The 19,678-nt window shown below is 73.9% G+C and carries 17 protein-coding genes; 7 read left to right on the top strand and 10 right to left on the bottom strand.

The window, feature by feature from the left end; translation table 11 throughout:
* Positions 1 to 164: 164 nt before the first annotated feature.
* Together ACWCV9_RS13800 and ACWCV9_RS13795 are read right to left on the bottom strand one after the other, a co-directional pair.
* On the bottom strand, positions 165 to 1,427 hold the full coding sequence (locus ACWCV9_RS13800) for an AAA family ATPase (protein WP_450786407.1): 1,263 nt from the start codon (positions 1,425 to 1,427) through the stop codon (positions 165 to 167).
* 46 nt (positions 1,428 to 1,473) lie between these two features.
* Complete coding sequence (locus tag ACWCV9_RS13795) at positions 1,474 to 3,153, bottom strand: hypothetical protein (RefSeq protein ID WP_450786405.1); 1,680 nt, start codon at positions 3,151 to 3,153, stop codon at positions 1,474 to 1,476.
* 349 nt (positions 3,154 to 3,502) lie between these two features.
* On the opposite strand from ACWCV9_RS13795, the gene ACWCV9_RS13790 reads away from it, so the two are divergent.
* The gene (locus tag ACWCV9_RS13790) at positions 3,503 to 4,297 is read left to right on the top strand and encodes a putative protein N(5)-glutamine methyltransferase (RefSeq protein ID WP_450786892.1); all 795 of its coding nucleotides are present in this window, start codon (positions 3,503 to 3,505) and stop codon (positions 4,295 to 4,297) included.
* A gap of 12 nt (positions 4,298 to 4,309) precedes the next feature.
* On the opposite strand, the gene ACWCV9_RS13785 is transcribed toward ACWCV9_RS13790, so the two are convergent.
* A complete protein-coding gene (locus ACWCV9_RS13785) occupies positions 4,310 to 6,388 on the bottom strand; it encodes a SpoIIE family protein phosphatase (RefSeq protein WP_450786404.1) in 2,079 nt (692 codons plus the stop codon).
* A 314-nt stretch (positions 6,389 to 6,702) separates the two neighbouring features.
* Here ACWCV9_RS13785 and ACWCV9_RS13780 point away from each other — a divergent pair, with 314 nt between their 5' ends.
* Both ACWCV9_RS13780 and ACWCV9_RS13775 read left to right on the top strand, forming a co-directional pair.
* Complete coding sequence (locus ACWCV9_RS13780) at positions 6,703 to 7,584, top strand: hypothetical protein (protein ID WP_450786402.1); 882 nt, start codon at positions 6,703 to 6,705, stop codon at positions 7,582 to 7,584.
* 93 nt (positions 7,585 to 7,677) lie between these two features.
* Positions 7,678 to 8,052, top strand: a complete 375-nt coding sequence (locus ACWCV9_RS13775) for a hypothetical protein (protein ID WP_450786400.1) — start codon at positions 7,678 to 7,680, stop codon at positions 8,050 to 8,052.
* Between the two features lie 16 nt (positions 8,053 to 8,068).
* Here ACWCV9_RS13775 and ACWCV9_RS13770 read toward each other — a convergent pair whose 3' ends face one another.
* Positions 8,069 to 8,476: a tautomerase family protein gene (locus ACWCV9_RS13770; RefSeq protein WP_450786399.1), complete on the bottom strand. Its 408-nt coding sequence runs from the start codon at positions 8,474 to 8,476 to the stop codon at positions 8,069 to 8,071.
* A gap of 158 nt (positions 8,477 to 8,634) precedes the next feature.
* Between ACWCV9_RS13770 and ACWCV9_RS13765 the strand changes: the two genes are divergently transcribed.
* Both ACWCV9_RS13765 and ACWCV9_RS13760 read left to right on the top strand, forming a co-directional pair.
* Positions 8,635 to 10,650, top strand: coding sequence for an oxidoreductase (locus ACWCV9_RS13765; protein WP_450786398.1), 2,016 nt, complete (start codon positions 8,635 to 8,637; stop codon positions 10,648 to 10,650).
* 31 nt (positions 10,651 to 10,681) lie between these two features.
* Positions 10,682 to 11,227: a PadR family transcriptional regulator gene (locus ACWCV9_RS13760; RefSeq protein ID WP_450786396.1), complete on the top strand. Its 546-nt coding sequence runs from the start codon at positions 10,682 to 10,684 to the stop codon at positions 11,225 to 11,227.
* A 19-nt stretch (positions 11,228 to 11,246) separates the two neighbouring features.
* Here ACWCV9_RS13760 and ACWCV9_RS13755 read toward each other — a convergent pair whose 3' ends face one another.
* On the bottom strand, positions 11,247 to 11,789 hold the full coding sequence (locus ACWCV9_RS13755; RefSeq protein WP_385841219.1) for a hypothetical protein: 543 nt from the start codon (positions 11,787 to 11,789) through the stop codon (positions 11,247 to 11,249).
* Between the two features lie 181 nt (positions 11,790 to 11,970).
* On the bottom strand, positions 11,971 to 12,945 hold the full coding sequence (locus tag ACWCV9_RS13750; RefSeq protein WP_450786394.1) for a fibronectin type III domain-containing protein: 975 nt from the start codon (positions 12,943 to 12,945) through the stop codon (positions 11,971 to 11,973).
* Positions 12,946 to 13,383: 438 nt separating this feature from the next.
* Here ACWCV9_RS13750 and ACWCV9_RS13745 point away from each other — a divergent pair, with 438 nt between their 5' ends.
* Positions 13,384 to 14,082: a glycoside hydrolase family 75 protein gene (locus ACWCV9_RS13745; RefSeq protein ID WP_450786890.1), complete on the top strand. Its 699-nt coding sequence runs from the start codon at positions 13,384 to 13,386 to the stop codon at positions 14,080 to 14,082.
* 121 nt (positions 14,083 to 14,203) lie between these two features.
* Here ACWCV9_RS13745 and dhaM read toward each other — a convergent pair whose 3' ends face one another.
* The 4 genes from dhaM to ACWCV9_RS13725 all read right to left on the bottom strand — a co-directional run bounded on the left by dhaM (position 14,204) and on the right by ACWCV9_RS13725 (position 17,758).
* Positions 14,204 to 14,614 carry a dihydroxyacetone kinase phosphoryl donor subunit DhaM gene (gene dhaM, locus ACWCV9_RS13740; protein ID WP_450786392.1) on the bottom strand — a complete coding sequence of 137 codons (411 nt, stop codon included), beginning with the start codon at positions 14,612 to 14,614 and terminating at the stop codon, positions 14,204 to 14,206.
* Positions 14,615 to 14,617: 3 nt separating this feature from the next.
* Positions 14,618 to 15,217, bottom strand: a complete 600-nt coding sequence (dhaL, locus tag ACWCV9_RS13735; protein ID WP_450786390.1) for a dihydroxyacetone kinase subunit DhaL — start codon at positions 15,215 to 15,217, stop codon at positions 14,618 to 14,620.
* Positions 15,218 to 15,284: 67 nt separating this feature from the next.
* Positions 15,285 to 16,277 carry a dihydroxyacetone kinase subunit DhaK gene (gene dhaK / locus ACWCV9_RS13730; protein ID WP_450786388.1) on the bottom strand — a complete coding sequence of 331 codons (993 nt, stop codon included), beginning with the start codon at positions 16,275 to 16,277 and terminating at the stop codon, positions 15,285 to 15,287.
* A 245-nt stretch (positions 16,278 to 16,522) separates the two neighbouring features.
* Positions 16,523 to 17,758, bottom strand: a complete 1,236-nt coding sequence (locus ACWCV9_RS13725) for a trypsin-like serine peptidase (RefSeq protein WP_450786386.1) — start codon at positions 17,756 to 17,758, stop codon at positions 16,523 to 16,525.
* A 474-nt stretch (positions 17,759 to 18,232) separates the two neighbouring features.
* Between ACWCV9_RS13725 and ACWCV9_RS13720 the strand changes: the two genes are divergently transcribed.
* Entirely contained in the window at positions 18,233 to 19,675 is a 1,443-nt protein-coding gene (locus tag ACWCV9_RS13720) for an MFS transporter (RefSeq protein WP_450786888.1), read from the top strand.
* Positions 19,676 to 19,678 lie beyond the last annotated feature (3 nt).

Here is a 19,678-nt window from a genome sequence, read left to right as displayed (position 1 = left end):
GCCTGGGGCCCCGGCGTCACGGGCGTCCCATCCGGCGCGGGGTCCCTCCGTGACGGGCGCCCCCGCCGTCCCCGGCGCCCTCGCCGTCATCGGTGAACGCTCCGTCACCGGATCCGGCGCCCCGGCGGTCAATCGTGCCCCTGCGGTCCCCGGCGTCCCCGCCCTCATCGGCGGCCCCCGCCGGCGAGCGTGGCCTTTCGGGCGGCCTCGTCGGCCCGGCGGGAGAGGGTCATGGCCGCGCCGAGCCGCTCGATCGCCGCCGGTACGTCCCAGTCGTCCCGGCGCAGCGCGGCCAGTGTGGTCGCGGGGACGACCACCACGTCCGGCGCCCCGCTCTCCATGGCCCGCACCAGCAGGGTCCAGGCCGCGTCCCAGCGGGCCCGATCCGGCCGGTTGCGGACCGCGGCCACCACCCCGTCCAGCACCGCCTGGCGCAGATCCCCGCGTTCGGGCAGCTCCGCCGCCTGCGGGTCGGCGAGCAGCAGCTCGGGGTCGGGCAGGTCCATCCGGTCCAGGCTCGCCAGCAGCTCCAGGCCCGGGCCGTCCCCGACGGTGCCGCGGACCAGCAGCGCCAGCACGTCCCGCGAGGACCCGGCGGCGGTCGCGAAGGCGATCAGCCGCACGGTGGCCTCCCAGCTCCGCGGCGACGGCCAGGCGCCGCCCCGCCGGCTCTCCCCGCCGGGCAGCCGGTGCACCAGCCCCGGCCGGGCGGTGAGGAACCCGCACACCGCGCGCCGTGCGAAGTCCACCGCCTCCGGCAGCCGCTGCGGATCCAGCCGGGGCAGCGTGGCCAGCGGCCAGGTCCCGCCGAGGCCGCGTACGACGACGTCGGGATCGTGCGCCCACTGAAGATGCACGAACCGGTTGGCGAGCGGAGGGCTCAGCTCCCAGCCGTCGGCGGCCGAGGAGCGCGGGTTGGCGGCGGCCACGATGCGCACACCGGGCGGCAGCCGCAGCGCGCCGATCCGGCGCTCCAGCACCAGCCGCAGCAGGGCCGCCTGCACGGCCGGGGGAGCGGTGGACAGTTCGTCCAGGAAGAGCAGTCCCCGCCCGGCCCGTACCAGCCGTACCGCCCAGTCCGGCGGGGCCATCGGGACTCCCTGCACCGCGGGGTCGTCTCCCACGACGGGCAGCCCGGCGAAGTCGGACGGTTCGTGGACGCTCGCGATCACGGTGGTCAGCGGGAGGTCCAGGGCCGCGGCGAGCTGGTTCAGCGCCGCGGTCTTGCCGATGCCCGGCTCGCCCCACAGCAGCACCGGCAGGTCGGCGGTCACCGCCAGGGTCAGCGCCTCGAGCTGGGTGTCGGGGCGGGGCTCGGTGGTGGTGTCGCGCAACAGGTCCAACAGGGCGTCGGCCACGGCGAGCCGGGAGGCGTCGGGGGCTTCGGGGGCGTCAGTGGGCAGGACGGCGGAGACGCAGGAAGGCATGGAGAGGTCACCTTGGGGTGTGAAATGGGTGAAAGCGGAAGGGAGTTCAGTAGAAGGTGGCCGTGCTGCGGTGCCGGCCCCGGCTGGGGCGGCGGTCCCGGACGGCCGAGGGCGTGCCACGGTCCCGGTCGGCGGATCCGGTGCGGCCGGGGCCGGTCAGGCCCGCCCGGTACAGCCCGTAGGCGATGCGCCGTTCGGCGGCCGCCGCCAGTTCGTCGCGCAGCGGGCCGTCCCGCAGGACGGCGCCCGGGCCCAGCAGGCCCTCGACCACGGCCAACGCGCCGGTGGTGTCGCCGTGGGCCAGGCGTTCTCGGACACCGGGCAGGCAGTCCGGGCGGCGGTGCGCCGCGTCGACGGCCCGCAGACAGGGCAGCGGCGGACCGCCGAACGCGGCCAGCAGCTCCTCGCGGCGGATCTCGTCCGGGTCGTGGTCGAGCGGCGCCAGGACGCCGTCGACCAGGCCGATCCGGTGGGTGGCACCCCGGCACTCCACCCGGCCGGCCCGGTCCGCCGGGTCGGTGGCGCGGACCGTGCCGGGCGCCGGGCGGCCCGGGGCCAGCGCGGCGGCGACCAGCGGATGCAGCCGGTCCGCGCCGAGCAGCCCGGCCCGCACCAACTCCAGGTCGGGCGCGACCCGGACGGCCGCGTCCGGCAACACGGGCAGCCCGGCGGTCCCGCCCGGCACGGGCCCGGTGACGGCCCGCAGCCCCGCCCACGGCGCGCCGGTCGCGAACCGACCGGGCCCGCCGCAGTGCCGGCAGACAACCGGGCCGGTCCGGAGCGGGTGTGCCGCCGGGGTCGCCCCGGTGGGCTCCGGCCGGCCGGGGTGCCGCGACGGGCACCCGCCGGGGACGACCGGCACCGGCTCCACCGGTCCGCCCCGGCCGGACCACCCGATGCGGAAGGCGCCGCGGCCCTCTGTGTCCTCGGAGAGTGCGCCTCGGGCTCGGTCCACCACCGCCACGGACCCCACCGGCCCCGATACCCGGCACACGCCGCAAACGGGCCCCTGCGGCACCAGCTCCAGCACCAGCCGACGGCGGCTGCCGAGCCGTACCGTGAACGCACCGTCGGAGCGGCCCTCGGCGTGGCACAGGAGCGCCGCCTCGGCCGCCCAGCGGGCCACGGCACAGCCGAGCCCCGGCGGCGCGAGGCCCAGCGGGTCGAGGTCCGGTGGCGCCGGTCCGTCCGCGCCCGACCGGGTCCGCAGCTCCAGGTGCCTGCTCGCGTCCCACAGGTGGCGGTGCAGATCGAGCCGGAAGCGCCGGTGCGGACGGGGGCGCGGATGGCCGCCGTCCGATGCCCCGGCCGGGTCCCACAGCGCGAGGCTGATCCGCTGGCCGCCGTCGGCCCAGGCCGGGGCGGTACGGGCGACGAGGTGGACGGGGCCCGCCCGGCCGGAACCCGGGTAGCGGGCCAGTGTGAGCGTCAGCCCGGGGCGCAGCAGCCCGTCGGGTGCGACCCTCGGCATGTGCCAGCGCAGCAGGTCGGGCGCGAGCCGGCGGAGGTCGGAGCGGACCAGGGACGCGAGTTCGCGGCCGTGTACCCGGGCGACGGAACGCAGATCGAGGTCGACGTCGATCCGGGCCGCGGCGCAGGCTCCGGCCCAGTCACCGGCCTCGCGGCGGCCGGTGGCGGCCTCGATCATGGACGGTGGCACGGCGTACTCGCGTACGCGCAGCCACAGGGAGAGGCGGGAATCCTCGTGCACGGTCGGGATGAGCATCAGCGCTCACCTTCCGTGGACGGGACCCCCCATCTGTCTGCTCGGTGAGTCGTCATCGCGGGGAGCGTAGTTCTCCGGCCGGGCACCGCGCCAGCGCTTTTTCCGGGCCCGGCGCGCCGGGGGAACGGCCGTGCGGCTGGGGTATGGTGGCCGTCCGGCCGCGGACCGTGCGGCCCCTGTCGCCGAGGAGGTGGGACCCATCACCGCTGTGCCAGCCGGGGTGCTCTCTCTTCCCGACGGCGCGGTGCACCGGCACCGGTGACCGCGGGAGCGCCCCCACTCTCGCGCTCCCGAAAGGCTCAAGGCTTCCGTGCCCTCTTCCGTGCCCTCTCTTCCCAGTGCCTCCCCGCTGTCTCCTGCCTCCCCGCTGTCCCCTGCCGACCCGTCCGCCGTCGTCGCACGGCTCCGCTCCGCCGGATGCGTCTTCGCCGAGGACGAGGCGGAGTTGATCCTCGCCACCGCCCGCGGTCCCGAGGAGGCCGCCGCGATGGTGGAGCGGCGAGCCGCCGGACTCCCGCTCGAACAGGTCCTCGGCTGGGCGGAGTTCCGCGGACTGCGGATCGCCCTGGAACCAGGCGTGTTCGTGCCCCGCCGCCGTACCGAGTTCCTGGTCGAGCAGGCGCTGGCCGAGGCGCCGGACGCGGCCGTGGTCGTCGACCTGTGCTGCGGTTCCGGTGCGCTCGGCGCGGCCCTCGCCGCCGCGCTGGACGGCGCGGAGGTGCACGCGGCCGACATCGACCCGGCCGCCGTACGCTGCGCCCGCCGCAACCTCACCGCCTTCGGCGGCCACGCCCACCAGGGCGACCTCTACGACGCGCTGCCCGCCGGACTGCGCGGCCGCGTCGGCGTGCTGACCGCCAACGTGCCCTATGTGCCCACCGGCGAGGTTCCCCTGCTGCCCGCCGAGGCCCGCGAGCACGAGCCGCTGGTCGCCCTGGACGGCGGCGCCGACGGGCTGGACGTGCTGCGCCGGGTCGCCGCCCGGGCGCCCGAGTGGCTCGCGCCCGGCGGCCGCCTGCTCTCCGAGACCAGCGAGCGCCAGGCACCGGCCGCCGTCCAGGCCTTCACCGACGCGGGCCTGACGGCCCGTCTGGCGGTGTCGGACGACTTTCCCGCACACGTCGTGATCGGTGTACGGCGCTGACCTCCGCGCCGGCTACGGCAGCTCCTGCGCCCGGGCGATGAGCAGGGCCACGTCGTCGTGGTTGTCGGGGTGGTGCAGGGTCCGCAGCAGGAAGTCGCAGACCTCCTCCAGCGGGCGCGCGGGGTCGTCGAGCAGGGACAGCAGGAAGTCCAGGCGCTCGTCCAGCGAGTGACGGCGCGTCTCCACCAGCCCGTCGGTGTAGAACACCAGCACGTCGCCGGGCTCGAAGTCGACGGTCACGGTGGAGAAGGCGACCCCGCCCACGCCCAGCGGCACCCCGGTGGGCAGGTCGAGCAGTTCCGGCGGGCGGCCGGGCCGGATCCGGGCCGGTGGCAGATGGCCGGCGTTGGCGATCCGGCACTGCCGCAGATGCGGGTCGTGGACGGCGTACACACAGGTCGCGATGGAGTGGTCCAGCGCCGAGGTCGTCTTGTCCAGGTGCTCCAGCAGCCGCGCCGGGTCGAGGTCGAGCGCGGCCAGGGTGGTGGTCGCCGTCCGCAGCCGGCCCATGGTGGCGGCGGCGCTGATGCCGCTGCCCATCACATCGCCCACCACCAGCGCGGTCTTGCCGCCGTCCAGCGGGATGACGTCGAACCAGTCGCCGCCGACCTCGCTGGTGGCCCCGGCGGGCTGGTAGCGCGAGGCCACCTCCAGGCCGGTGGTGACCGGAGGATGGCTGGGCAGCAGACTGCGCTGAAGGGTGAGCGCCGTGTTGCGGGCGTTCTGGTACCAGCGCGCGTTGTCGATCTGTACCGCCGCGCGGGCGGCCAGCTCCCGCGCGAGCAGGACGTCGTCCTCGTCGAACGGCGCCGGATTGCGGGTGCGTTTGAGGTCCAGGGCGCCGAGCACCTCGCCGCGCGCGATCAGCGGCACCGCGAGATACGAGTGCAGTCCCGCCCGGCCGAGCAGCGCGGCCGCCTCGGCGGAGCGGGCGATGCGCGGCAGATCCTCGTCCTTCACCTGCGGCACCAGCACCGCCTCACCCGTACGGACGCACTCGGTGACCAGGCGGTCGGGGGCGTACCGGGCGATCTGGCCGGGCGGGTCGGCGGCCCGGACCGCGTCCGAGTCGTCCTCCGGGCGCACCGCCAGCGCCCGGATCACCGCGGACTCCGCCGGGCCGAGCGTGCTGCGCCGGCCCCCCACCACCGCCTCCAGCAGGTCCACCGCGGCCACGTCGGCGAGTTCGGGTACCGCGACCTCGGCCAGTTCGCAGGCGGTGCGCTCCAGCTCCAGCGTGGTGCCGATGCGGGCGGAGGCGTCGGCGATGACGGCGAGCCGGCGCCGGGCCGCCTCCGCCTCCAGGGCGGCCCGGTGCTGCTCGGTGATGTCGACCACGGAGACGGCCACGCCCAGCACGTTGCCCATCGCGTCGTCGAGCCGGTACAGCGAGTGCACCCAGGCGTGGTCGTGGTCCGGGTCGGCGGGGGTACGGCCGACCGTGGTGTCGTCGATCACCGGCACGCCGGTCTCCAGCACCTGCCGGGTACCGGCCTCCACCGGGCCGGAGTCCAGCATCGGCAGCACCTCGTGCAGCCGGCGCCCGATGTGCTCGGCGGCCGGCACGCCGTTGATCTTCTCCAGGGCCGGGTTGACCGAGACGAACCGCATCTCGGTGTCCAGGACGGCGTAACCGATCGGCGACTGCTTCACCATCCGCTCGGACAGCGCGACGTCCTGCTCCAGCCGCCGTACGGTCGACTGGTCGGCGGCGAGCCCCAGCGCGTACACATCACCGCGGTCGTCCAGCAGCCGCATGTTGCGGAACTCCACCAGCCGGGTGCTGCCGTCCTTGTGTCTGACCGGGAAACCGCCGGCCCAGCTCTGTCCGGTGCGCATGACATCGGCGAAGAGCCTGCCGACCAGCTCGCTGTGGCGCTTGTGCACCATCAGCCGGGCGGCGTACTGGCCGAGGGCCTCCTGCGCGGAGTACCCGAACAGCTCCTCGGCCTGCGGGCTCCACAGCACGATCCGGCCATCGGTGTCCAGCACGACCGACGCCACGCCGAGCACATCGAGCAGGCCGCCCGGCCGCAACGGGCCGCGCGCCGGCTCGCCGCTGTCCGCTGCCGGAGCCTCGGCTGCACTCATGCCCCGCACCGCCTTCGCCCGTTCGTACGGCACGCCGTCCCCCGTGCCGACTCCCCTTGTCCTGCCGTGCTCACACCGACTCTCCGCCGCCTTGACCGGTCTACCTCCACCATCTCTCACCACGCGGCGGACGTCCGCCGGAACCAGCCTGCCGCCGTACACGCGTGCGGGGGCTCCTGCCGAGACCGTACAGCGTGATCCCGCGGGCCGTGAGAGTTCCCGCTCATGTTGCTCCATTGGTCTGTACATGACTATCGCGCCACGCCAGACTGTCCGCCGACCGAGTGCCCCCACCCCTGCCCGAGGAGTCGGCCATGCCCGCGTCCGCCCGGCAACGTTGCCATGGAGTCCTCGCCGGACTCGTCACCCTGGCCACCGCCGCCGTCGTGTCCCTCGCCGCACCCGCACCCGCCTTCGCCGCCGACACCTGGACCGAGACCGGCTCCGACCGGGCCGACCCGCTGACCGAGAGCCAGGGACTCGCCTCCGTGGAGGTCCCGGCGAACAGTCCCAACCACTACACCGGCATCGGCACCATCCCGCTCGGCGTCTCCCTGCGCGGCTGGAACCACGTCGGCGACCCGGACGCCTCCTACGAGGGCTACTACATCGAGCCCTACCAGCAGGACTCCGGCAACTCCAAGATGTTCCGCGTGCAGGGGCCCGACGGCGCCTGGTCGGAGTACGTGCACACGCTGAGCCCCGGCGAGGCCCTGAACAACTCCTGGGACGCGATCTCACCCGACGGCCAGTGGATGCTGTCCGGCGAATGGGGCACGATGACCCGCTTCCTGGTCTTCCCCGCGCCCGGCGAGAACCCCGCCACCTCGCCCGGCGCGAACCTCCCGCAGGCCTCGACCGTCGTCCTGGACCACGCCGTCCGCGACGTCCAGGGCTGCGACTTCTCCGGCCCGACGACGCTGCTGTGCTCCTCCGACGACCCGGACGGCAGCCTCTTCGGGCTGACCAAGCCGCTGCTCCAGGTCGACCTCTCCGCCCCGCCGAACGGCTCCGCCGACGTCACCGGCCATGTGACGGCCCTGCGCCCGCTCCCGCTGCGCAGCTCCTGCTCCGGCACCTTCGAGAGCGAGGGCATCGACTACGACCGGCGTACCGGTGTGCTGCGGGTGATCGTGATGTCCCCGGGGTTCTGCGTGCTCACCGACAGCAAGACCTACACGTTTTCCCGCGGCTGAGGTGTGCGCGGCCGCGGGTGGTGTTTTCCTGGGGTTGGACGCGGTGTGCCGGGGTACCCCGTGCCCTCGCGGTACGGCAGGAAAGGAGCGGTCATGGCCCACACGGAGCGGTCGCATCCGGAAACCGTCACGGTGGAGATCAGCGGATGCTCCAAGGAGGACGCTCGCATCGTGTTCGATGCGCTGAACTCCTGCTTCGCGTCCGACCGGGGCGCGGACGAGGTGCCTCAGCAGCTGCACGAGACCCGGCCCATGGTGTGGCTGGGCACCTATGACGTGGCGGAGGCCCGCGGGCGGGAGTGTTCGCCGGTCGAGCTGCACTCGCCGGTCCAGGCGGACGTCCAGGGCGGCTACTGGGCCGTGGACCGGTTCCGGCACACCCTGGACGCCATCTTCAGCGTCGAGGAGACCTGTACGGCCTCCGGCGACCAGGAGCGGGACCTCCATCTGCGGCTCCAGAGCCGCTGACCCCGCCCCCCGGGTCCTACGCCCCGGCCGGCTCCGCGCCGGCCGGGGCATACTGCGCCAGTCCGTCGCCGAAGGACCAGTCGACGTCGGTGTTCTCGGTGAGGGTGACGACGACGTTGTGCGGCGCGGTGCCGGTGCGCTCGTGGACCAGCTCGGCGATCCGCCGGTACAGCGCCCGCTTCCGCTCCGGACTCCGTCCGGCGCGCAGGGTGATCGCCACGAACACCGCCGAGGCGTCCTTCGGCAGGCCCAGGTAGCTGTCGTAGCGCAGGGTGCCGGTGACGCCGTCGTGGCCGGTGAGCACCTGGAAGCGGTCGTCGGGCGGCACGCCGAGCGTCTCGCTCAGTGCCTCCTGGACGGCGTCCCCGAGGGCGCCGAGGCGGGCGGGATCGGTGCCGAGCGCGTCGATACGGACGAAGGGCATGGTGAGACGTCCTTTCCGGGGCGGTCTTCCGTGGGCGCTGTACATACTAGTAGGTACAGAGTGGCCGGTGTCACCCCTAAGGGGTTATGCAACTAGTTGCACAAAGGTGCGGGCTTCCTCTACAACAAGAGGCGACCGCACCCCGCACGGAGGGCCCCATGAGCCGTTACCCCCATCTGCTGACCCCGCTCGACCTGGGATTCACCACCCTGCCCAACCGCGTGCTCATGGGCTCCATGCACGTCGGCCTGGAGGAGGCCGAGCGTGGCTTCGAGCGCATGGCGGCCTTCTACGCCGCCCGCGCGCGCGGGGGAGTGGGACTCATCGTCACCGGCGGCATCGCCCCCAACGACGAGGGCCGGCCGTACGAGGGCGGCGCCAAGCTCACCACCGAGGCCGAGGCCGAGCAGCATCGCGTGGTCACCGAGGCCGTGCACCGCGAGGGCGGCCGGATCGCGCTCCAGATCCTGCACTTCGGCCGCTACGCCTACCACCAGGACCTCGTCGCGCCGAGCCCGCTCCAGGCGCCGATCAGCCCCTTCGTGCCGCGCGAGCTGACCGACGCGGACGTCGAGCGCACCATCGACGACTACGCCCGCACCGCCCGCCTCGCCCGGCAGGCCGGATACGACGGCGTGGAGATCATGGGCTCCGAGGGCTACCTCATCAACGAGTTCATCGCCCGGCAGACCAACCAGCGCACCGACCGCTGGGGCGGCTCCTACGAGAACCGGATGCGCTTCCCGGTGGAGATCGTCAAGCGCGTCCGCGAGGCCGTCGGCGAGGACTTCATCGTCATCTACCGGCTGTCCATGCTGGACCTGGTCCCGGGCGGCTCCACCCTGGACGAGGTGATCACCCTCGCCAAGGAGATCGAGGCCGCCGGGGCGACCCTGATCAACACCGGTATCGGCTGGCACGAGGCCCGCATCCCCACCATCGCCACCTCCGTGCCGCGCGGCGCCTACACCTGGGTCACCAAGAAGCTCATGGGCGAGGTGTCCGTGCCCCTGGTGACCACCAACCGCATCAACACCCCCGAGGTCGCCGAGGAGCTGCTCGCCGGCGGCTACGCGGACATGGTGTCGATGGCCCGCCCGATGCTCGCCGACCCCGACTTCGTCGCCAAGGCCGCCGCCGGCACACCGGACGCCATCAACACCTGCATCGGCTGCAACCAGGCCTGCCTGGACCACACCTTCAGCGGCAGGATCACCTCCTGCCTGGTCAACCCGCGCGCCTGCCACGAGACCGAGCTGGTGCTCTCCCCGATCCGGCTGAAGAAGCGCGTCGCGGTCGTCGGCGCGGGCCCGGCCGGACTCGCCTGCGCGGTCTCCGCCGCCGAACGCGGCCACGCCGTCACCCTGTTCGACGCGGCGAGCGAGATCGGCGGCCAGCTCAACGTGGCCCGCAAGGTCCCCGGCAAGCAGGAGTTCGACGAGACGCTGCGCTACTTCCGCCACCAGCTCTCCGCGCACGGTGTCGACGTACGCCTGGACACCTGGATCACCGCCGCCGACCTGGACGGTTACGACGAGGTCGTGGTCGCCACCGGTGTCACCCCGCGCACCCCGGACATCCCCGGGATCGACCACCCGCGCGTCCTCGGCTACCTCGACGTGCTCCGCGACGGCGCCCCGGTCGGCGAGCGCGTCGCCGTGCTCGGCGCGGGCGGCATCGGCTTCGACGTCGCCGAGTACCTCACCGACGGCGGGGACAAGGCCCACGAGGACCCGGAGACCTACTTCCGCGCCTGGGGCGTCGACATGGACTACCAGGCCCCCGGCGGGCTCGCCGCCCCGCAGCGGCCGGCCCCGCCGCGCCAGGTCCACCTGCTCCAGCGCAAGACCAGCAAGGTCGGCGCCGGGCTCGGCAAGACCACAGGCTGGATCCACCGCACCGAACTGAAGCACCGGGGCGTCACCATGGTGCCGGGCGTGCGCTACGACCGGATCGACGACGCCGGGCTGCACATCACCGTCGGCGAGGAGAGCACGGTCCTCGAGGTCGACACCGTGGTGCTGTGCACCGGGCAGGAGCCGCGCCGGGACCTGTACGAGGAGCTGGTCGCCGCCGGCCGCAGCGCACACCTGATCGGCGGCGCGGACGTGGCGGCCGAGCTGGACGCCAAGCGGGCCATCAAGCAGGGCACCGAGCTGGCCGCGGCCCTGTAGGACGGCGGCCGTACGTCCCTAGGATGAGCCCATGTCTCTCCCGCACGCGATCCTCACCGCCCTGCTGGAAAAGCCGTCGTCGGGGCTGGAGCTGACCCGCCGGTTCGACAAGTCGATCGGCTACTTCTGGTCCGCGACCCATCAGCAGATCTATCGCGAGCTGGGGAAACTGGAGGCCGAGGGGCTCATCCGCACCCTGCCGCCGGAGCAGCCGGCCCGTGGGCAGAAGAAGAGCTACGAGGTCCTGCCCGCGGGCCGCGCCGAGCTGGCCCGCTGGACCGCCGCCGCGCAGGATCCGAAGCCGCAGCGGGACCCGCTGCTGCTCCGGCTGCGCGCCGCCGCGGTCGTCGGCGCGGCCGGTCTGGGCGACGACCTGCGGCGCCATCTGGAGCTGCACCAACGGCAGCTGGCCGAATACCAGGAGATCGAGAAGCGGGACTTCCCGCCGGACCGGGACGCCCCCGAGGACCGGCTGCGCCATCTGGTGCTGCGGGCCGGCATCGACCTGGAGACCTTCTGGACCCAGTGGCTGAGCCACGCCGTCGCGGAGGTCGCCGCGCTGCCGGACACCGACTGAACGCCGGCCGGGCGGTGCGTCAGAGGCGGTACGGCTTCGAGCGCCGCCGCAGCACCCAGCCGGTGGCGATGACCCCGGCGCCCACCAGGGCGGCGCCGATACCGAGGGTCAGCGGACCGTAGTCACGGGCGGCGCCGCCCAGGCCGCCCATCACGCCCCGGGACGGCGTCGGCGTGGACGTCGACGAGATCGTCGGCCTGCTCGGCGACGACGACACGATCACCGACTGGGTGCCCGCCGTACTGCCGCTGGAGCAGACCACGACCACCGTGTACGTCCCCGGGCTCACCTGGGTCCAGGCCGCGGACTGGCTGATGGTGGTGCCCGCCAGCGCCACCTGACGGCCCTGGGAGAAGTTCGCCTGGCGGCTGGTGAGCAGGGCCGCGGTGCCCCAGCTGCCGTTGATCTGGGTGCACGCGCTGGTGACCACCGAGACGGTGGAGCCGGTGGTGCTGACGGAGATGCCCGATGCCGCGGCGGACGGTCCGGCGAGTGCGGCCGGGAGCGTGGCGGCGGCCGCCAGGGTCAGGCCGCAGCGGAGCGGAAGTCTGGAGTTGCGCATCGTCTGGCCTCCAGCGGCACGGTTGGCGGTACGTCCCATGCGCCGCCGAGGGTCGGGAAACGTCCGTGCTGCCTCAATGGCAGCCAACGCGGCCCGGGACCCGCCCGCACACGGAGCGCACCCGGCCAGGTGACGGATTCCACCGTCCGGCGCACCGCGGCCCGCCGAGGGGGTGCGGGAGTCAGCCGGCTGTGCGCACGGTCCGCTGTGCCGTCCAGCCGCCCCACGTCCCGTCCGGCAGCCGCGCCCGCAGCCGTACCCGGTGCTCCTGCCCGGCGGTCCGGCCCGCGTAGAAGCTGTAGTGCGCCCGGCCGGGCGGCGGAGTGCCGCCCCACACCAGCGAGGTGGCCGTGGCGTCGTCGAGCCGCACCTGGTACTCCGTGACGACGCCGTCCACGCGCGGCGGATCCCAGGCCAGGTCGAGGTAGTAGACCCCGCCGGACCGGTGGGCTGTGGCGGTGAAGCCGGTGGGCGCGGTGTCCCGGCCGTCGTCGCTGCCGGGCGTGGTCAGGCGGACGGGCGGACTCGCCGGGGAGGCGTTGTCGGCGGCGTCCCTGGCCCGGACCGTGAAGACATAACCGGTGCCGGGGCGCAGCCCGGTGACCACCGCGGTGGTCCGGTCGCCGCCCACCCCGTGGATCTTCACCCCGCCCTGGCAGATGTCGTACGACACCACGCCGCGGTCGTCCCGGGACGCGCCCCAGGACAGCCGCACGGCCCGGCTGCCGAGGGCCCGGCCGCTCGGCAGCCCGGGCCGGGTCGGGGCGGTGCGGTCGGCCGCCGCCAGGGCGGGGGTGCGCGCCCTGACCGGCCGGCTCGGCGGTCCGAGCCGGCCGTCGGTGTCCCGGGCCCGCACGGAGAACGCATACATGGTCGACGGCCTGAGCCTGATGACGTCCACCATGTGCTGTGAGCCCGGCACTTCGGCCGCTTTCGTGGTGCCCCGGTATACCTCGTAGGAGCGGATGCCCGGACCGTCCGTGACCGCGTTCCACATCACGTGCACGGTCGTGGCGCTACCCGCCATCGCGGTGACCCCGGCCGGGGCGCCGGGCATACGGCCGTCGTCGCCGCCGGCGGCCCCGCCCCAGCCGCACGCCGCCACCAGCAGCAGGGCGGCACAGACCAGGGCGAGCGGAACGGGCGCGCGGCGCACGGCGTGTGCCTCCCCGGGACGGTGCCGGATCCCACGGCAGGACAGGAAAGGTCCGGACCAATATGGCCCCGCTGGTGCGGCCGGGGCAAGAGGGCCGCGTTGGTGGGTGGCCGGAGCGGTTCCGTATGCTGAGTCTCCCTACGACTGAACTCCCGGACAGCGCAGGGAAGTTCATGCCCGAGGCGCGGACTCGCTGTCGTCGCCGGTACCGCGCCGACGCGGGGGGCCGGGGTCCGGAGCCGCACCGGCCCGGACCCCGACCCCTGTTGTCCGTCCGCTGTCCAGTGCCACGGCCCCGGGTGTCGCCTCACGGGGTGTCAGACGCGTGCTCCATCCGGCCCCTTCGGAGCGGCCCTGACGGCCGGGTGCCCGGCGCCGCCCCACAGTGGCCTGGAAGTCTCCGCCGTCCCCGAGGAGAGAGGCCCACCCCACGTGCGTGTGCGTGTCCCGACGCTGACGCTGGCCGCGGCCGGCGCGGTGCTGCTGGCCCCGGCCATCCTGCTCGCCCCGGCCTCCGCCGTCCCGGCCCGACAGGGTCCCGCCCGTAGTGAGGGCGCCGTCACCGCAGCCGACCTGCTGACCCGGGTCGCCGAGTGCGCGCGGATCTCCCACGGCCGGTACCGCACCGACGCCGACCGCCCCGCGACCGTCCCCGTCTGCAACACCCGGAACGCCGTCTTCTGGAAGGCCGATCTGGACATCGACTGCGACGGCCGGCCCACCACCCGCTGCAACAGCCGCACCGACCCGCTGTTCGCCCCGACGACCGCCTTCCAGCAGTCCGACGGACGCCATTTGAACGCCGAGACGCTGCCCTACGTCGTCGTCCCGGCGCCCAGCCCCCTCTGGGACTACCGCGCACACGGCATCCGGGGCGGTGCCGTCGCCGCCGTCGTCTACCGGGACCGGGTGCAGTACGCCGTCGTCGGCGACACCGGCCCGCGCGACCTCATCGGCGAGGCCTCCTACGCCACCGCCCTGGGCCTCGGCATCCGGCCCGACCCCCGCGACGGAGGGACGGACTCCGGCGTCACCTACATCATCTTCAAGAACTCCCGCATCGACCCCATCGAGGACCACACGTCGGCGGCGACCACAGGCGAGCGCCTGGCCAGACGCTTCACAACCGACGAGTAACCCCGCGTGTCCGCACAGGCCCGCCGGAGTCGTCGGCAGGTGTGGCCGGGTACGGCCTGGCAGGGTGCCGGTGTCGGTGTGCGGGGGAGCCCCGCAGGGAGTTCGTACCCGGCGCCCGGGGTCAGGCCTTGCGGTAGGTGTATGCCTCCGTGGCCGCCGCGGCCACCGCGTCCAGGTCGGCGCCCGTGGATGACGTGACCACCGCGGCCACCGCCCCCTCGACGAAGGGCGCGTCCACCAGCCGGGTGTGCTCCGGGAGTTCGTCGCCCTCGGCGAGCAGCGCCTTCACGGTGAGCACCGCGCTGCCGAGGTCGGTGAGCACCGCCACCCCCGCTCCCCGGTCGACCGAGGCCGCGGCGGCGGAGATCAGCTCGGCGCTGGTGCCGAGCCCGCCGCCCTCGGTGCCGCCCGCCGGGGCCACCGGCACCGCGGTGGCCCCGCCCGCCAGGCCCTTCGCCAGGTCGGCGACCGCCGCGGCCACCTCCGCGCTGTGCGACACCAGCACGATTCCGACCAGCTTCTCCTCAGCCACCCTTCAGCCCTCCGCGGTGTCGGCGAGGGCCGCGATCAGCAGCGCGGACGAGGTCGCCCCCGGATCCTGGTGGCCGATGCTGCGCTCCCCGAGATAGCTCGCCCGGCCCTTGCGGGCTTGCAGCGGAACGGTGGCCTCCGCACCCTGCTCGGCGGCGGCCCGCGCCGCGGCGAACCCGTCCCCGAGCGCGTCCACGGCCGGCACCAGGGCGTCGATCATGGTCTTGTCGCCCGGCGCGGCCCCGCCGAGCGCCATCACGGCCTCCACGCCCGCCCGCAGTGCCTGGGCCAGCTGCTCCTCGCCGACCTCGGCGGCGTCGCCGAGCGCTTTGCCGGTCTTGCGCAGCAGCGTGCCGTACAGCGGTCCGGAGGCGCCGCCGACCGTCGAGATCAGCTGGCGCCCGGTCAGCATCAGCACGGCCCCCGGCGTGGCCGGCGCCTCCTTCTCCAGGGCGGCCCGCACCGCCGTGAAGCCGCGCTGCATGTTGTTGCCGTGGTCGGCGTCGCCGATGGCCGAGTCGAGGGCGGTGAGTCGTTCCGCCTCGCGGTCGACGGACGCGGCGGCCGCCGTCATCCAACGGCGGAAGAAGTCGGCGTCGAGCACTGGATCTCCTTGCGTGGTAGGGCTGTTGACCGATGTGCTGGAGGTGTGGGCGGCCTCGTCCGCCCGCTCACATCCCCCAGCGCAGCGCCGGGGTCTTCACCGGCGCGTCCCACAGCCTGAGCAGCTCCTCGTCGACCTGGCACAGCGTCACGGAGGCGCCCGCCATGTCCAGGGAGGTGACGTAGTTGCCGACCAGCGTGCGGGCCACCGCCACCCCGCGCTCGCGCAGCACGCGCTGCACCTCGGCGTTGAACCCGTACAGCTCCAGCAGCGGGGTCGCGCCCATGCCGTTGACCAGCGCCAGCACGGGGCCGCGCGGCGGCAGGTCGTCCAGGACGGCGTGCGCCGCGAAGTCGGCGATCTCCCCGGAGGTCATCATCGGCCGCCGCTCCCGGCCCGGCTCGCCGTGGATGCCGATGCCCAACTCCAGTTCGCCCTCGGGCAGATCGAAGGTGGGGCTGCCCTTCGCCGGGGTCGTACAGGCGCTGAGCGCCACCCCGAAGCTGCGGGAGTTCTCGTTCACCTGGCGGGCGACGGCCTCCACCCGCTCCAGCGGCTGTCCCTCGGCCGCGGCCGCGCCCGCGATCTTCTCCACGAACAGCGTCGCCCCGGTGCCGCGCCGCCCCGCGGTGTAGAGGCTGTCGGTGACGGCCACGTCGTCGTTCACCAGCACCTTGGCGACCTGGATGCCCTCGTCCTCGGCCAGCTCGGCGGCCATGTCGAAGTTCAGCACGTCACCGGTGTAGTTCTTCACGACGAACAGCACCCCGGCGCCGCTGTCCACGGCCGCCGCGGCGCGGGCCATCTGGTCCGGCACGGGCGAGGTGAACACCTCGCCGGGGCACGCGGCGGACAGCATGCCCGGGCCGACGAACCCGCCGTGCAGCGGCTCGTGCCCCGAGCCGCCGCCCGACACGAGCGCGACCTGCCCGGCCACCGGCGCGTCGCGGCGCACGATCACCCGGTTCTCCACGTCCACCGTCAGATCCGGATACGCGGCCGCCATACCCCGCAGCGCGTCGGCCACAACGGTCTCCGGCACGTTGATCAGCATCCTCATGGTGTCTCCTCGGCAGCTAGGCGCTTGCGCCCTGGACCTGCCTTTTCGCAGGTCACCGGCGTTCATGACGGTTCTTGATCCTGGCGGTTGGTCGGAGTGTCGAAGCGGGTCCCCTGCTGGAAGTATCGACCTTGCACCGGCGAAGGTCACCTCCGGCCACCGGATCATGGCCGAGGCGGCCTGCTGCCCGGACACGACGCGGCCCCCGGCGCAGAGCGCCGGGGGCCGCGTCGTGTCGCGTCGGCTTACCGGAACTTCCGGCTGGTCGCCAGGTAGACCTCCTTGGCGTTCGCGCCGAGGCGCGGGCCGGTGACGTAGGTCCGGCGGTCGCTCAGGGAGTTGTTGGAGACCAGGTACGTACGGCCGTTGTGGCTCATGAACCAGGGGCCGCCCGAGGCGCCGCCGTTCATCGTGCAGCCGATCATGTACTGCGCCGGGTACGAGCTGGGGTAGCTGTACCCGAGCACCGCGCGCTTGGTGGCGCCACGGCAGTCGTAGATCTTCGAGCCGTCGTACGGGGACTCCGCGGGGTAGCCGCGCACCTTCATGTTCTTGATCTTGTTGGCGGCCGGGGCGTTGAACCACACCGGAAGCGCCGAACCGATGCTCTCCTGGAGGGACTTGTGGCCACTCTCCGGCTTCACGTGGATCACGGCGTAGTCGTACGCCGAGGCCACGGTCCCCTCGTGGGCGCCGCCCTTGATCCACGTCCCGGACGTGGTGGCCCAGTCCGCCCACCAGATGCCGTAGGGCGAGACGGCGCGGGAGCGGATGTTCTGCCCGGCCTGGCTGATGTTGTACCGGCCGGTGTTGTCGAACGACGGAACGAAGGCGATGTTGCGGTACCAGCCGCCGCCCTTGCCCGCGTGCACGCAGTGCCCGGCCGTCCACACCAGGTTGGACTTGCCCGGGTGCGCCGGGTCGGTGACCACCGCACCGGAGCACACCATGTCACCCTGCGGCGTGCTGAAGAACAGCTTGCCGACGGGCGCCGCGTAGTGGTGGTACGTGGTCGCGACCCGGGTGGCGGCCTTGCGCTTCACCAGGCCGTCGGGCGCGTACATGTACGTGCGGCGGCCGCCACCGGTGCTGGTGTTGCGCGCCACGGTGACCCCGGGAATGCTGGCCGCGGCCTTGGCGACCCGCTCCGGCGTCCAGAAGTCCTTGATGTACGGGTTGGCGAAATCCTCGGCCCGGGACTTCCAGTGGCTGAAGTCCTTCCAGCCACCGTCCTTCCACTTCTGCATGGCCTGGCCGGTCAGCTCGGTGGGCACACCGGCCGGCAGCTTGAAGCCGCCGAGCGACGTCCCGCCGTCCTCTCCGGTGTCGACGCCCGGATCCTTCTGGCCCGCCCCCTGCGACGACGAGGCGGACGCCTTGGCACCCTCGCTGTCCTTGTTGTTGCAGGCCGTGGTGGTCACCATGACCGCGGCGATCACGGCGGCGGCGGCCGCGATGCCGCGGCGGCGTATGAATGGCATGGAGCTGGGTCCCCCTGTGGCTGAATCTTGTCATGCTCCGGCTTGGCTGGAGCCACCCCACTATGCACGGGAGCGGACGCGGAAAGATCATGGGGGGACGGCCGTACACAAGAGCTACATGACCGAAATCTTTCCGTGACATGACGTCACCTCGGACCGCCCGGATGGTTACGGGGTGTCAGGGGAGTGAGTCGGGGGCGTACTCCTGGAGGCCGCGGGCCCCGGTATTGCGTTCGCGCGACCCTTGCCGCGCCGGACAACGCCGAGGCGGTGCGCGCCGAGGCCGCCGAGCGGCTGGAGGCCGCGGCGCACCTGACCGCTCCCGCGCACGCCGACCGGGCGGCACGGCTTCGCGCGGAGGCCGACGTACTGCTGCGCTTCCTCGACGGGCCCGGGAGCGCAAAGCGGGCGGCTGCCGGGGTGGCAGATAAGTCGCTGGCAGAATATTTCGGTGACCGTTGTAATCTGGGACGCATGGCCACCCGCACGAGTCCCCACCCGCCCACCAGGAGCTGGGCCGCACTGCTCACCGCCGAGCGGCCGCGGCCCGAAGGGATAAGGTCGCGGCCCAACGGCTGGTGGCTGGCCGTCGGCACGGTCTGCTTCGGCGCCTTCATGGGCCAGCTGGACGCCAGCATCGTCACGCTGACGTACGGCAGTCTGCGCACCGGGTTCCACACCTCGCTGGCGGCGGTGGAATGGGTGTCCCTGGCCTATCTGCTCACCCTGGTCGCGCTGCTGGTGCCCGCCGGCCGGCTCGCCGACGCGCACGGCCGCAAGCTGCTGTACCTGTACGGGTTCGCCGTCTTCACCCTCGCCTCCGCCGCCTGCGGCCTCGCCCCCACGCTGCTCGCGCTCGTCGCCTTCCGCGTGGTCCAGGCGGCCGGTGCGGCCCTGATGCAGGCCAACAGCGTGGCTCTGGTGACCACCAGCGCCCCGCGCGGGAGGATGCGCAGCGCGCTGGGCGTGCAGGCCGCCGCCCAGGCCCTCGGACTGGCGCTGGGGCCGACGGTCGGCGGGGCGCTGGTGTCGACGCTGGGCTGGCGATGGGTGTTCTGGGTGAACGTGCCGGTCGGCCTGGTCGCCCTGGTGAGCGGCCACTATCTGCTGCCGCGCACCCGGGCCCGGACGAAGACCGCCGGTTTCGACTGGCCCGGGCTGATGCTGCTCGCGCTGGCCAGCACGAGCGCCTTGATGGGCGTGTCCGCGGCCTCCGGCCTCGCGGTGCCCGGCTGGGGCGTGGTCCTGCTCTTCGCGGCGGCCGCCGGTGCCGGCTGGGCCTTTGTGTGCAGGCAGCGGCGGGCCGCGGCGCCGCTGCTGGACCTGGACCTGCTGCGGGTGCGGGCGGTGGCGTTCGGGCTGCTCGGGGCGCTGAGCGGCTATCTGGTGCTGTTCGGGCCGCTGGTGCTGGTGCCGGTCGTGCTCACCGCGCGGGGCTCCTCGGAGCTGACCGCGGGCCTGGTGCTCACGGCGCTGCCCGCCGGGTTCGCGCTGGCCGCGACCGGCGCCGACCGGCTGCTGCCGGCCGTGTCGGCGGACCGTGAGCGGTGCCTGGCCGGGGCCGCCCTGTTCGCCCTGGCGGTGGCCGCGCTGCTGGTCGTACCGCTCACCACGGGCTGGCTGGTGCCCCTGCTGGTGCTGACCGGGCTGGGGCTGGGCACCTTCACCCCGGCCAACAACGCCATGATCATGGGTGCGATCCCGGCCCGCTGCTCCGGGACCGGCGGGGGACTGGTCAACATGACCCGCGGACTCGGTACCGCGCTCGGCGTCGCCCTCGTCACCCTCGCCCTGCACCTGGTGGGCGGCGGGGTGCAGCACGGCGCGCGATGGGCGGCCGGCACCCTCCTGGCGGCCTCCGCGCTGGCCGTCGTCTCGGCGTGGCTGAGCCCGGGCGGACGCCGACGGTCCGCGTGAGCC

The sequence above is a fragment of the Streptomyces sp. NPDC001606 genome, from assembly GCF_053596835.1.
This window is presented reverse-complemented; position numbering and strand designations above follow the sequence as displayed.